The 12,636-nt window shown below is 70.9% G+C and carries 9 protein-coding genes and 1 pseudogene; 3 read left to right on the plus strand and 7 right to left on the minus strand.

Features of this window, described 5'->3' with window-relative positions; all coding sequences use genetic code 11:
• Positions 1 to 65: 65 nt before the first annotated feature.
• The 4 genes and pseudogenes from AB0M62_RS13630 to AB0M62_RS13645 form a co-directional block, all read right to left on the minus strand.
• Entirely contained in the window at positions 66 to 1,805 is a 1,740-nt protein-coding gene (locus AB0M62_RS13630; protein WP_366074343.1) for an ATP-binding cassette domain-containing protein, read from the minus strand.
• Between the two features lie 101 nt (positions 1,806 to 1,906).
• On the minus strand, positions 1,907 to 2,671 hold the full coding sequence (locus tag AB0M62_RS13635) for an NUDIX domain-containing protein (protein ID WP_366074344.1): 765 nt from the start codon (positions 2,669 to 2,671) through the stop codon (positions 1,907 to 1,909).
• Positions 2,672 to 2,743: 72 nt separating this feature from the next.
• A pseudogene (locus AB0M62_RS13640) lies at positions 2,744 to 4,196 on the minus strand (glycogen debranching N-terminal domain-containing protein).
• A 138-nt stretch (positions 4,197 to 4,334) separates the two neighbouring features.
• On the minus strand, positions 4,335 to 5,615 hold the full coding sequence (locus tag AB0M62_RS13645) for a DUF4192 domain-containing protein (protein WP_366074345.1): 1,281 nt from the start codon (positions 5,613 to 5,615) through the stop codon (positions 4,335 to 4,337).
• A 109-nt stretch (positions 5,616 to 5,724) separates the two neighbouring features.
• On the opposite strand from AB0M62_RS13645, the gene AB0M62_RS13650 reads away from it, so the two are divergent.
• Both AB0M62_RS13650 and AB0M62_RS13655 read left to right on the plus strand, forming a co-directional pair.
• Positions 5,725 to 7,887 carry a RecQ family ATP-dependent DNA helicase gene (locus AB0M62_RS13650; RefSeq protein WP_366074346.1) on the plus strand — a complete coding sequence of 721 codons (2,163 nt, stop codon included), beginning with the start codon at positions 5,725 to 5,727 and terminating at the stop codon, positions 7,885 to 7,887.
• 218 nt (positions 7,888 to 8,105) lie between these two features.
• The gene (locus tag AB0M62_RS13655) at positions 8,106 to 8,735 is read left to right on the plus strand and encodes a hypothetical protein (protein ID WP_366074347.1); all 630 of its coding nucleotides are present in this window, start codon (positions 8,106 to 8,108) and stop codon (positions 8,733 to 8,735) included.
• A gap of 177 nt (positions 8,736 to 8,912) precedes the next feature.
• Here AB0M62_RS13655 and AB0M62_RS13660 read toward each other — a convergent pair whose 3' ends face one another.
• The 3 genes from AB0M62_RS13660 to AB0M62_RS13670 are packed head-to-tail and all read right to left on the minus strand — an operon-like array spanning position 8,913 to position 10,968.
• Complete coding sequence (locus tag AB0M62_RS13660; protein WP_366074348.1) at positions 8,913 to 9,533, minus strand: hypothetical protein; 621 nt, start codon at positions 9,531 to 9,533, stop codon at positions 8,913 to 8,915.
• 60 nt (positions 9,534 to 9,593) lie between these two features.
• Positions 9,594 to 10,295 carry a ribonuclease HII gene (locus tag AB0M62_RS13665; protein WP_366074349.1) on the minus strand — a complete coding sequence of 234 codons (702 nt, stop codon included), beginning with the start codon at positions 10,293 to 10,295 and terminating at the stop codon, positions 9,594 to 9,596.
• A 49-nt stretch (positions 10,296 to 10,344) separates the two neighbouring features.
• Positions 10,345 to 10,968, minus strand: a complete 624-nt coding sequence (locus tag AB0M62_RS13670; protein ID WP_366074350.1) for a TetR/AcrR family transcriptional regulator — start codon at positions 10,966 to 10,968, stop codon at positions 10,345 to 10,347.
• 113 nt (positions 10,969 to 11,081) lie between these two features.
• On the opposite strand from AB0M62_RS13670, the gene AB0M62_RS13675 reads away from it, so the two are divergent.
• Complete coding sequence (locus tag AB0M62_RS13675; protein ID WP_366074351.1) at positions 11,082 to 12,635, plus strand: MFS transporter; 1,554 nt, start codon at positions 11,082 to 11,084, stop codon at positions 12,633 to 12,635.
• Position 12,636 lies beyond the last annotated feature (1 nt).

Here is a 12,636-nt window from a genome sequence, read left to right on the forward strand (position 1 = left end):
ATCGGAAAGAACCGGGCGTTCTCCGGGAAGTTGTGGCCAGTTGTGCAGTGCAGACCTCCAGATGGTCACCAACGGGGCCTATCGCGGAGACCTGTGAACAGATACGCGCAAAGCAGGGCGGCAAGCGACAAAATGAGTGCCGCGCCTACTGGTTGTGACACGACGCGCATCGCCGCCATCAGCCAACCGTCCGCCACGTGCGGCCACTCCAACCACGTCAGTTCCCGCAGCCGGGCCGGAAACCCGACCGCCGAACGCGCGGACGGATAGGCGATGGCCTTATGTACGAGTGGGACGACCGCCACCGGCACCGCGAGCACCGCGGCCAGTCCGGCCGCCGTCGCGCGGAAGATGCCCGCGGCCAGCAGGCCGGCCCACGCGCAACCGATGGTGAGTCCCGCCCAACTCAAGGCCGGCAGAACCCAGTCCGAGGGGACCTGCGTCAATTCCCCCCCATACACCAGACGCACCGCCGTCATGGCAGCGGCGACCGAGAGACATGCGAGCAGCAGCGCGACCCCGGCGCAGACCGTGAGCTTGGCCATGAGCAGGCCGAGACGACGAGGCACGGTGCCCCGGTCGGCGGCGAGGGCGGGGTAGCGGAATTCCTCACCGAAGGCCAGGGCTCCCAGCAGACCGGCGCCGAGGGCTGCGGGCGGCAGCGGGAGGAACGCCGGCCAGGCGGCGAACACCTGCGGCAGCGGGGTGCGGCCGGTACGGGCGAGTAGGACGGCGATGACGACGGAGGCGACGAGGATGGCCGCCGCCACCAGGAGCGCCGTTCTGACCCCCGTGATGCGACGCAGCTCGTAACGGAAGGGACACAGCGGGCTGCGCAGCGGATGCGGCAGGGCCACGGGGGCGAGGGGGGCGACCGACTGCCCGGCGTCGGACGGTCCTGCCGGGTGACACTTGGCGGGGGCCGCGGGCGGGCCTGCGTCTCCGACCTCGTCGGCGAGTTGATGGACGAGGATGCCGTGCCGGTAGGCGGTTTCACCGATGACCGCGCAGCTGCTGCCGTAGACCGAGAGACGGTTGCCGTCCTCGGCGACCACCTCGACGGAGCGCTGGGCCGCGCGCGCCTCGCGGGCGACGAGGTCGCCGAGGCGGGCGGCGTGCGGCGTCCGCACGACGACGCGGGGGCGGAGCCGAGTGCGGGCGAAGTCGACGGCCTCCTGGTCGGCGACGAGCCGGCCTTCGTCGATGGTGACGACGCGGTCGGCGGTGCGTGCCGCCTCCTTGGCGTCGGCGGTGGTGAAGAGCACGGTGCCGCCGTGTGCGGCATGGCCGCGCAGCAAGCCGTGCAGCCAGCTCTGCTCGCGCAACGAGAGACCGTCGGCGGGAGCGTCGAGGAGCAGAGTGCACGGGTCACCCAACAGCGCGGCGGCGAGCCCGAGCCGGCGGTCCATGCCGTGCGAGAGGGTGCCCAGCCGCTGGTCGCGCAGGCCGGAGATGCCGACGACTTCGAGCATGCTGTCGGCCCGGGACGCCGGGACCCCGGAAGCCGCGCACAGCATGCGGAGCTGGCTGCGGACGGTACGAGCGGGGTGCCCCGGGACGTCGCCCAGCAGCACTCCGACCTCGCGGGCGGGGTGCGCGATGCCGTGCAGGGGACGGCCACGGAAGTACGTGACACCGCGGCCCGGCTCGAGTTCGAGCATCAGCCGCAGCGCCGTGGACTTGCCCGAGCCCGGGGCACCGAGGAGCGCCGTGACCCGGCCGGGCCGCGCCTCGAAGGTGAGGTCGTTCACGGCTGGCGGGAGATCTCGGCGGGGGGCGCTGGTCAGTCCGATGGCCTGGAGCATCGCTTCTCTCGCGGGAGGTGAGACCGCTCGGTGGCAGAGCGGTTACCGCAGCAAGATAACCCGACATTTCCGACTTTCAGCGCAGCATGCGACCGCGGGTGTCAGACCTCCGGACGGAGCATCGGCGGATTGAGCACGGTGGCTCCCCCAGCTCTGAACAACTGGGCGGGTCTGCCGCCCTGACGTGTGGTGGTGCCGCCGGCCGGCACCAGGAAGCCAGGGGTCCCGGTCACCTTGCGGTGGAAGTTGCGGGGATCCAGCGCGACTCCCCAGACCGCCTCGTAGACCCGGCGCAGCTCTCCCACGGTGAACTCCGGTGGGCAGAAGGCGGTGGCGAGCGAGGAGTACTCGATCTTCGAGCGGGCGCGCTCCACCCCGTCCGCGAGGATCTGCGCATGATCGAAGGCGAGCGGGGCGGGCTGCTCTTCCTCCCGGCCGAAGCCTGCCTCCTGACTGAGCAGCGCTTCCACGGGAGCCCAGCGCGCGCTGTTGGCATCCCCGCCGGCCCGGGGCGCCGGGAGGTCGGGGGCGAGCGCCAGATGCGCCACGCTGACCACGCGCATTCGTGGGTCTCGCTTGGGGTCGCCGTAAGTGGCGAGCTGCTCGAGGTGGGCGCCATTGCCGGACACCGGGGTGGCCGGGTCGTGGGCGCACAGCCCAGTCTCCTCGGCGAGCTCCCGCGCGGCGGCAGCGGCCAGATCCTCGTCACCCCGGACAAAGCCGCCAGGCAGCGCCCACCGGCCCTGGAACGGCGGCTCACCACGGCGGACCACCAGCGCGCATAGCGCGTGGCCCCGCACGGTGAGCACGACCAGGTCGACGGTGACGGCAAAGGGCGGAAAGGCCGACGGGTCGTAGGGGGACATGCCGTGATCATAGTCGTCTGCCTGACGATAAACAGTCGTTTGGCGATCCGCTTCACTCTCCGTCGCACCGCTTCACACCCCGAGCTGAAGCCCATCGGCCGCCTCCTCCACCATTACGAGCCCGAGCCGGCTCACCCGTACGGCGAAGGGCTCTCCCGCCACCTTCAGGCCGGACAGCTGCAGAGCCCCGAGCGGGCACTGCGCCCCGGGGTGAAGGCGACGATCCCGGCCGGTACGTCTGGGCGGATGCCGACGAGCGCGGCGAGCAGATGGATGGCGTGCCGCGCGGTGGGCATGGGCCTGGGTCTCGCACCTCCGCGGACCGGTCGGGGAAGGCTCCGGGAGGAGTCCACCCTCATCGGCCGCTGAACGCACCCACCTCAGGCAGCGCTCGGCGGCAGGAAGCAGCTCCTCGACGTCCCGGTCCGCAAGCCCCCAGCGCCTGGCCTCGGCGAGCACCACGAGGAAGGCGAGAGTCGCCTCCATACCTGTACAGCTCGGCGGGAGATGAGGTCCGGCCGCTCTAAGTGCCCCGGGAATGCGACCGGAATCCGGTCCTCGCCCGGTCAGTTGGGTGCGAGCGAGCGTCCGCAGAGTGTCCTCGGCGAGCCGGGTGCCCAGCGGCAGTGCCATTCGCGCCGCCCACAGCGCTTCGGCCGGTGCGAGCCCCCACCGCCACGGCGCTCCGGCTGCCGGATACACGTCGGACGGATGGCCGGGGGCCGGCACCAGCAGCGCGCGCAGGTCGTCGAGACAGGTGCGGAAGAGTTCCGCGGCCCGGGGGTCGTCCGCCTCCGCCCGGGCGGAGGGCAGTACGGACGCGACCTGGCCGTTCGAGGACCCGGCCGCCCGGTCCCCGCAGGTCCGCAGCTCGATGGTCCGGCTCGCGCCGAGAGCCAGCTCCAGTTCCCAGCGCAGCAGCCCGGCCGAGGCCAGGGCGTCGTCGGGAGGCGGGTCCGCATTGATCACGGACTGGGCGCCTCGGGACGTCCAGCGCAATCCGGCCCCGTGAACGCCGGCAGGCAGATCCGGCCCGGACCGGCCTTCGGCGACCGCACTCAGCTCCGCAAGATCGGTGCCCAGTGAGATCTCCACCGGCAGGCGCAGATGGCGGTCCGCGGCGCTGCGGAGGGTGATCCGCTCCGCGCCGTGGGCGTACCTGAGCCGTTCGACACTGATGTCGGGCTCGGGGCCGCTCAGCCACCGTGCGCACGATCGAGACGAAGCGGGCGCCGTCGGCGGAGACTTGTCTGCCCTGTACTGCTACCGGTTCGCGGCCCGCCACCAGCAGGTGGCAGCGGGAGAGCAGACGCCGGCCCGACTGGTAGACGCCCTCCAGGCCCTCTCCCGTCAGCTGGCCGTGCTCCGCGGAGATCGCGAGGAACGGCACGGCGACACAGATGAGGGAGCCGTGCACGGGCGGCAGCTCACCGGGACGGCGCCGCCCGGATGCAGGGGGCTTTCCGGCCGATAGGGGAGTGTGCCCGGCGGCTGACCGCCGGGCGCCGGGAACGGGGTGGGCCATGTGTCGCCTTGTCTGCACTGCGGACGGTTTCACCGGTCGGCGGCGGGTCGCCCCCTTCCACTACACCGCTGAACGGCGACGCCGTTGAGGTGGTCACGGCCGCCACGGAGCGGGACCGCCATCCCGGCGTACGTGGTCTCACCGTTCGCTCCTGGCCCCGCGCTGCCCTGTCCGGCGACGCGTACGGGCCCGCGGCGCCACACCTCCGGGCCGGCTCCTGGGCCTGGGGGCGCTCTGGGAAGCCGACGGCCTCCTGCGCACCGCCTTGACGTGCGTCGCCGGGGTTTCCCGCTGCTCGCGCTCGCTCCGCAGACATCGACGCAGCGCCTCCGGGTCCAGCCCTTCGTTGCAGGCGTGGTGCAGGAGCTGCGCGAAGTGGTACTCGGGATCGGCGCGCAGCGCCACGCCCAGGGTGACCCGGGCCCCCGGTTCGTCACCCGTGGACCAGGCGACCCAGCCGGCCAGCGCCAGCGGCGCCGCGCTGTGTTCCGTGTACGAGCCGACACATCGGCGCGCCAGTGCCCGCCAGAGCCGGAGCGCGGAATGCGCCTCGGGGCCCTCCATCCATTCCGCGGCGATGTCACGGGTCGCCCGGTCCTGCAGGCCGAGGATGACGGTCGCGGCCTCGTCATGGGTGAGCAGGCGGTCGTCCCACCGGTCCGCCTCCGGCCCGGACGTCGCCGGGGCCGGGGCGCCCTCGAGCCTCGTCATCAGTGCCCGGGCCAGCCCGAGCGTCTCGACGCCGACCTGCTCACGGTCCGCCCCGCCCAGGATCCTGGGCACCAGCGCCGCCCCCGCGGTGTCGAGGGCGAGTTCCTGCTCCACCGCGGCGGAGCCGTCCCACGGCGCCAGGCGCGCTTCCATCTCCTTCAGTGATCCACGCACCTGCACCCCGGCATACGTGGCCGCCGCGGCCATGACGGACGTCCCGGGGAGGGCCAACGGATTCCCCTCGGGCGGGCAGCACCGGGAATCGGGGCAGCAGAAGGACCAATAGCGCCCGTCGGAGATGCAGAGTGCCTCGAGCACCGGCACCTCCAGCGCTCCGCACGCGGTGCGCAGCCGCTGGGCAAGGGGCCGCAACCGCTCCATCACCTGGTGTCCCGCTTCACCCTCCGCCGGGTCCAGGCACAGAAAGACGATGATGCCGTCGGGGCGCGCGCCTCGGCGTTCACTGCCGGTCACCAGGCAGTCGGCGAGTTGTTCTGCAGTCTGGGTCCACTCCCCCGGTGCACCGGGGATGCCGAGTCGCAGCCGTCCGCCGAAGCGGCCACGACTTCCGTGCAGCGCGACCATGACGATCGATTCGGTCGGGTGGAAACCCATCAAGTACGGCAGGGCATCGGCGAGTTCGGCCGGGCTCCGCAGAGTGATCTGCTGCTCGGAGGACGGCCCGGTGGATTCCTGGTGCTTGGTCATGGCACGACGGTCCCCCGGCAGCCCTCACGACGCGACCCCTGTGGATAAAGTTATCCACAGGCTGGCGCTCTCATTGGGCAATGTCAGAGCCATCGGGTTGCATGGGGGCATGAGCAACGCAGACCTCAGGACCTCGGCCGATTCGGTTCTCGCCCGCCTCGTAGGTGACGCCGCCGGCAGCGCCCGGCTGCGCGAGGACCAGTGGCGGGCGATCGAGGCGCTCGTGGCGGACAAACGCCGGGCCCTTGTCGTTCAGCGCACCGGCTGGGGCAAATCCGCGGTCTATTTTGTCGCCACCTCCCTGCTGCGGGCGCGTGGCAGTGGGCCGACGGTGATCGTCTCACCCCTGCTCGCGCTCATGCGCAACCAGATCGAGGCCGCGGCACGGGCCGGCATCCGGGCCCGGACCATCAACTCCTCCAACCCGGAGGAGTGGGAGACCATCCAGACCGAGGTCGCCGCAGGAGAGGTCGATGTGCTGCTGGTCAGCCCCGAGCGGCTGAACAACCCCGAGTTCCGCGACCAGGTGCTGCCGAAACTGGCCGCGGCCACGGGCCTCCTGGTGGTCGACGAGGCGCACTGCATCTCCGACTGGGGCCACGATTTCCGTCCCGACTACCGTCGGCTGCGCACCATGCTTGCCGACCTTCCGCCCGGCGTTCCCGTGCTCGCCACCACCGCGACGGCGAACGCCCGTGTGACCGCCGATGTCGCGGAGCAGCTCGGTACGGGTGCGGGCACCGATGCGCTGGTCCTACGTGGTCCGCTGGACCGGGAGAGCCTGAGTCTGGCCGTCCTGCGCCTCCCGGACGCAGCCCACCGGCTCGCCTGGCTCGCTGACCATCTCACCGAGCTGCCGGGGTCCGGGATCATCTACACCCTCACGGTTGCCGCGGCCGAGGAAGTCACCGCGTACTTGCGCCAGTGCGGCCACACCGTCGCCTCGTACACCGGCCGGACGGAGAACGCGGAGCGCCAGCAGGCCGAAGAGGATCTGCTGGCCAACCGGGTCAAGGCGCTGGTCGCCACATCCGCCCTGGGCATGGGATTCGACAAACCCGATCTCGGATTCGTGGTGCACCTCGGTTCCCCCTCCTCCCCGATCGCCTACTACCAGCAGGTCGGCCGGGCCGGGCGTGGCGTGGAGCACGCGGAAGTGCTGCTGCTGCCGGGCCAGGAGGACGAAGCGATCTGGAAGTACTTCACCTCGGTGGCCTTTCCTCCGGAGCTGTTGGTGCGGCGTACCCTCGATGTGCTCGCGCAGGCCGGCAAGCCGCTCTCGCTGCCTGCCCTCGAGCCTCTTGTGGACCTGCGGCGCACACGGCTGGAGACCATGCTCAAGGTCCTGGACGTGGACGGCGCTGTACATCGGGTCAAGGGCGGTTGGACGTCCACCGGAGAGCCCTGGGTTTACGACGCGGAGCGTTATGCCTGGGTCGCGCGACAGCGTGCGGCCGAACAGCAGGCGATGCGGGACTACGCGTCGGCCACGGGCTGCCGGATGGAGTTCCTGCGCCGACAACTCGACGACGAAGAGGCAGCACCCTGCGGGCGCTGTGACAACTGCGCCGGGACCCGCTTCACCGACGTGGTGTCCACGGCTGCCCTGGACACCGCGCGCGGTGAGCTCGGCAGGCCCGGCGTGGAGCTGGAGCCCCGGCGGATGTGGCCGACCGGGCTCGCCGCGGTGGGGGTGGATCTCAAGGGCCGTATCCCGGCGGGCGAGTTGGCCTCTCCCGGTCGCGCTCTGGGACGGCTCTCCGACATCGGCTGGGGAAACCGGCTACGCCCGCTGCTCGCCCCGCAGTCTCCGGACGGACCCGTTCCGGACGACGTCGCACAGGCCGTCGTGAGCGTACTCGCCGACTGGGCCAAGGGTCCGGGGGGCTGGGCGTCGGGAGCGGAGGACGCCCCGGCGCGGCCGGTGGGGGTCGTCACCGTGACATCGCGCAGCAGGCCCGAGCTGATCGGCACTCTGGGCGAGCGGATCGCGGTCATCGGCCGGATGCCGCTGCTCGGATCCGTGGAGTACGCCCCCGGGGCGCCGGAGAACCGGATCCCGGCGTCCAACAGCGCTCAGCGGGTGCGGGCGCTCCACCAGGCGCTCACCGTGCCCCCCACGCTGGCCGATGCGCTCGCCACGGCCGGGGGTCCGGTACTGCTTGTCGACGACCTCTCGGAGAGCGGCTGGACGCTAGCCATGGCGGCGCGGCTGTTGCGCAAAGCCGGTGCGGAAGAGGTGTTTCCGCTGGTCCTTGCCGTTCAGGGATAGTGAGATGCGTCGTCAGTGGCGGAGCGGGGCAGGGATATGAGCGGCATACCGACTGAATCCGGCCGGTCGTTCCGATTGCTCGTTGCCGCAGACTGACCGGCCCGCAAGAATTGGAAGCGCTCCCCGCACGGCCCGCTCCGGGTCCACCAGGGCTGTGCCGCGGTGCGCCCCTAACCCAACCCTGCCCGCATTGTGGGCGCGTAGCCGAAGGGAGACCCGTGACCTTCGGATTCGCTCCGTCCGCAGCAGCGTCGATGCCCGCATCCGCGGATGCCGTCAACCGCCTTGGCCGGATGCTCGAGCCCGCTGAATGGGCTGCCGCGGGCATTCCGCTGCTGCGCAATCCCCGGGAGGTCGTCAGCGGCCTCCACGCCCGGCACGGACTGACCCCCTCGACCGCCGTCATCGCCGTCTTCGGACCGGAGGAAAGGCTCGCGGCGAGCGCGTCGTTCATCCGGCGCTCGTCCGCGGCCGACGGCTGGGAGTACCGCAACGCGCTGCTGGCCCAGCTTCGCCGGGTCATCCCGCACGATCTCCGGCGCCGTACGCCCGTACGGACGGCCGTTCTGCTCTACTGCCGCGACGGGGACGAGCGCTGGACCGAGGAGGACGGGGCGTGGATGTGGGGGCTGCGAGACGCCTGCACTCTGCACGGGCTGCGTTGCGGCGCGTACATCACGCTCACGCGCGGTGGGTGGCAGGTGCTCGGCGAAGGCCGCGGTGGCCGGCACCCGAGCTCCGAGTCACGGCCCAGCCGGCTCGAGGACGCAGGAGGGGAGACAGATTTCGCCCCACTGCGTACCGGCGGCGGTTCGGTCGAGGCTCAGCGGCGTACGGCAGCCCGCTGACCCGCGCCCGGGACAGGAGGACAGGCCTACGTGGGCAGGCCTGCGCGTGAGTCCGTAGGGGTCAGCACGACGAGCACGGTGTGTGCGTGTGCACCGCGTACAGGCATCACCGCCCGGTCGCCCTCGCAGGAGCGAAGGGCCACCGGGCGGCGCAGGCTCCGCCGGTACGGGCAGGCGTCAGACGCCCGCGCCGAGCACCGCGTTGATCTGCTTCGGGTCGCCGCAGACGATCAGCAGCGCACCGGCGCGTCCCAGGGCGACGGGAAGCGCGCGAGCGGCCTCCTCGTCGAGGCCGCCGTTGGCGGCGAGGACCACCACTGGGCGGGCGGCGGCGCGGCCGGCGACGCCTGCATCGGCGTAGAACACATCGTCACGGGCGTCGTGCTGCGCCCAGTAGGCGGCTTCGCCGAAGGACAGCTCGTGCGCTGCCCACGGGTGCGGCTCGCCGGTGGTCAGCACCAGGATGTCGCTCGGCGCGCGACCGGAGTCGAGCAGCAGGTCGACGGCTTCCTCGGCAGCGTCGAGCGCGCCGTCCGCAGGGGCCGGGATCAGCTGGATCTGCGGCATGGCGGGGGCGGCGGCCGGCACAGCGGCGGGGCCGGTCCTCACCGGCTCACGCGGCGTGCGCTGCGCGGGCGGTGCGGGCCTGGCGGGACCGGGGCGCCCGGGGCGCGCTACGGCGGCCGGTCGCGGACCGGGTACAGGGCGAGGGGTCGGCGCGGTACGGCTTGCGGCCGGCGTGACGCGGGGACCCTGGGCACTCTCGTGAATCTGAGGCTCCTCGGGGATGGGAGGCATGGGTGGATGTCTATCAAACGCCGGTACGAGGCGTATCGGCGGGTGGGTACATAAGTGCGATCAGAAGTCGAAGCCGAGTTGGCCCCCGATTTCCAGTTCCCATGCTTCCGCACCCAGGCGGACCTTCTTGAGGTGCCGCCACCGGGGCAGCGCGTCGAGATAGGCCCAAGAGAGCCGGTGGTACGGGGTCGGCCCCCACTCCTCCAGCGCGGCCCGGTGCACCGGCGAGGGATAGCCGGCGTTGGCCGCGAAGGCGAAGTCTGCATGGTCGGCACCCAGTTCGGCCATCATTTTATCCCGGCGCACCTTCGCTATCACGGACGCGGCGGCCACCGACACGCACGACTGGTCGCCCTTGATGACCGTACGGACCCGCCACGGCCCGCCCAGGTAGTCGTGCTTGCCGTCGAGGATCACCACCTCCGGCCGTACCGGGAGTGCGTTCAACGCCCGCACGGCGGCTAGCCGCAGCGCTGCGGTCATCCCGAGTTCGTCGATCTCCTCCGGGGAGGCGTGGCCCAGCGCGTGCGCGGTGACCCACCGTTCCAAAAGCAAGGCCATCTCGTCGCGCCGCTTCGGGCTGATGAGTTTGGAATCGGTGAGCCCCTCGGGCGGCCGACGCAGGCCCGTGATCGCCGCGCAGACGGTGACCGGACCGGCCCAAGCTCCTCGCCCGACCTCGTCGACCCCGGCGATGATCTTGGCTCCGGTGGTGGCGCGGAGGGAGCGCTCGACGGTGTGGGTGGGTGCTTCGTAGGGCATGGCGCCAGCAAGGTTACGCCGCTCGGGGGCGGCCGCGACACCCCGGGCGTCAGCCGGCTCGCGAGCGGAGCAGCGGGACCATCACGTGATCAACCATCCCGGCGATGTCGGTGTCGCCCCATTCGCTGCCGCACACCTTGGAGCGGTACATCATCATTGCCGGAATGACATCGAAGACGAGGTCGCCGGTGGCATCAGTTCGAACCTCACCGCGCTCGATACCGCGCCGCACCACCTCCCGGAAGAGACCGTTGGACGGTTCGATCACTCCCCTGACGATCAGCCCGTGGAACCGCTCCGCACTCCCGCTGTCGCATTCGTGAAGCACCGCGCGAAGCGCGAAGCCGGATCGCGAGAACATCGCGTCACGCACGGTCCGGCACAACTGGTATAGGTCCTCGCGGACGGAACCGCAGTCGGGCGCCTCGTCGATCGTCGGCAGGCCGGCCTGCAGGGCATCGGCGACGAGATCCTCCTTCGAGGGCCAGCGGCGGTACACCGCGGCCTTGCCTGTCTGCGCTCCGGCGGCAACCCCCTCCATCGTCAGACCGTTCCAGCCGACCGTGCTCAGTTGCTCGAGCGCGGCGTCGAGAATGGCGCGCTCCAGTACGGGGCCGCGGCGACGCAGGGAGACCGGCTGGGCATGAGCGGTTGTCCAGCGCGAAGCAGCCATCTGTATCTCCATCAAAGACATTTAGTGAACGCTTGCGTTCCCTGACAGGGACTCACTACCGTAGTTCAACAGTGAACGCCATCGTTCACTAATTCACTTGTGGGGGAACCATAGTGACAACCTCTCAACTCGCGACACCGTCGAAGCCGGGCGCGGCACGCCGGGAGGGGCGTCCCGGAGTCGCGCTCACCGTCATCGCCGCCTGTCAGCTCATGGTGGTCCTCGACGCGACGATTGTGAACATCGCTCTTCCGCATATCCAGGACGCTCTCAGCTTCTCCACCACCGATCTCTCCTGGGTCCTGAGCGCCTACACCCTGACCTTCGGCGGGCTTTTGCTCCTCGGCGGCCGGGCCGGCGACATCCTGGGACGCCGCCGGGTGTTCCTCAGCGGCATACTTCTTTTCACGCTGGCCTCGCTGCTCGGTGGATTCGCCCAGGAGCCCTGGCAGTTGCTCGCGGCCCGGGCCCTGCAGGGTGTCGGCGGCGCCATAGCCTCACCGACCTCGCTGGCGCTGATCACGACAACGTTCCCAGAAGGCCCCGAACGGAACAGGGCGTTCGGCGTGTTCGCCGCGGTCTCGGCCGGCGGCGGTGCGATCGGACTGCTCGCGGGCGGGATGCTCACCGAGTGGCTCGACTGGCGCTGGGTGCTCTTCGTGAACGTACCGATCGGCATCCTGATAGCGGTCCTCACACCGCTCTACATCAGCGAGTCCGAGCGTCACCCCGGACGGTTCGACATCGCAGGCGCGTTGACCTCCACGAGCGGTATGGCCTCGCTGGTGTACGGATTCATCCGCGCCTCGGAAGAGGGCTGGCGGGACACGCTCACTCTGGCCTCGTTCGGTGCGGCAGTCGTGCTGCTCGCCGCATTCGCACTCATCGAGTCGCGGGCGCGGGAGCCGATCACCCCGCTGAGGATGTTCGCCGACCGCAACCGCTCGGGCACGTACGTGATCATGCTGAGCCTCGCGGCGGCGATGTTCGGCATGTTCTTCTTCATCGTGCTGTTCGTGCAGAACGTGCTGGGCTACACACCCATACAGGCGGGTCTCGCGTTCCTGCCGGTGACGGTGGCGATTGTCACAGGGGCAGGCCTGTCGCAGCGCTTCCTGCCGGTGCTCGGACCGAAGCCGTTCATGGTGACCGGTTCAGCGCTGACCGGTCTGGGGCTGGCCTGGCTGACGCTCATCGACGACGGAAGTTCGTACGCGGGAGGGGTGTTGGGCCCGATGCTGCTGTTCGGGTTCGGCATGGGCCTGAACTTCGTCACGCTCACCCTGACCGCCGTCTCGGGGGTCGCGCAGCACGAGGCGGGCGCGGCTTCGGGTCTGCTCAACGCGACCCAACAGGTCGGCGGCTCGCTCGGCCTCTCGATCCTGGTGACCGTCTTCGGTACGGCCGGCAGGAACGAGGCGGAGAGGCAGGTGCCGGCCTTTATGGCACAGGCCACGCCGGAGCAGCAGGCGGAGTTCGCCGAGACCCGGGAGTTGCCCGCGCCGTGGGGGCACGAGGTGCTCACGGAAGGTATATCGGCCGCATTCGTCGCGGGTGTCGCCATGGTCGCTCTCGCCCTGCTCACCGCGCTGCTGGTGATACGGGTGCGCAAGAGCGACCTGGCCGCGCTGAACGGAACGGCGGCGGACGCGGGCCCCGTGGGGTGAC

The organism is Streptomyces sp. NPDC051219, from assembly GCF_040682335.1.
GTDB lineage: Bacteria > Actinomycetota > Actinomycetes > Streptomycetales > Streptomycetaceae > Streptomyces.

Coding starts and splice junctions, on each gene's coding strand:
- AB0M62_RS13630 (WP_366074343.1), bottom strand. CDS start 1,805: ATGCTCCAGGCCATCGGACTGACCAGCGCCCCCCGCCGAGATCTCCCG.
- AB0M62_RS13635 (WP_366074344.1), bottom strand. CDS start 2,671: ATGTCCCCCTACGACCCGTCGGCCTTTCCGCCCTTTGCCGTCACCGTC.
- AB0M62_RS13645 (WP_366074345.1), bottom strand. CDS start 5,615: ATGACCAAGCACCAGGAATCCACCGGGCCGTCCTCCGAGCAGCAGATC.
- AB0M62_RS13650 (WP_366074346.1), top strand. CDS start 5,725: ATGAGCAACGCAGACCTCAGGACCTCGGCCGATTCGGTTCTCGCCCGC.
- AB0M62_RS13660 (WP_366074348.1), bottom strand. CDS start 9,533: ATGCCTCCCATCCCCGAGGAGCCTCAGATTCACGAGAGTGCCCAGGGT.
- AB0M62_RS13665 (WP_366074349.1), bottom strand. CDS start 10,295: ATGCCCTACGAAGCACCCACCCACACCGTCGAGCGCTCCCTCCGCGCC.
- AB0M62_RS13670 (WP_366074350.1), bottom strand. CDS start 10,968: ATGGCTGCTTCGCGCTGGACAACCGCTCATGCCCAGCCGGTCTCCCTG.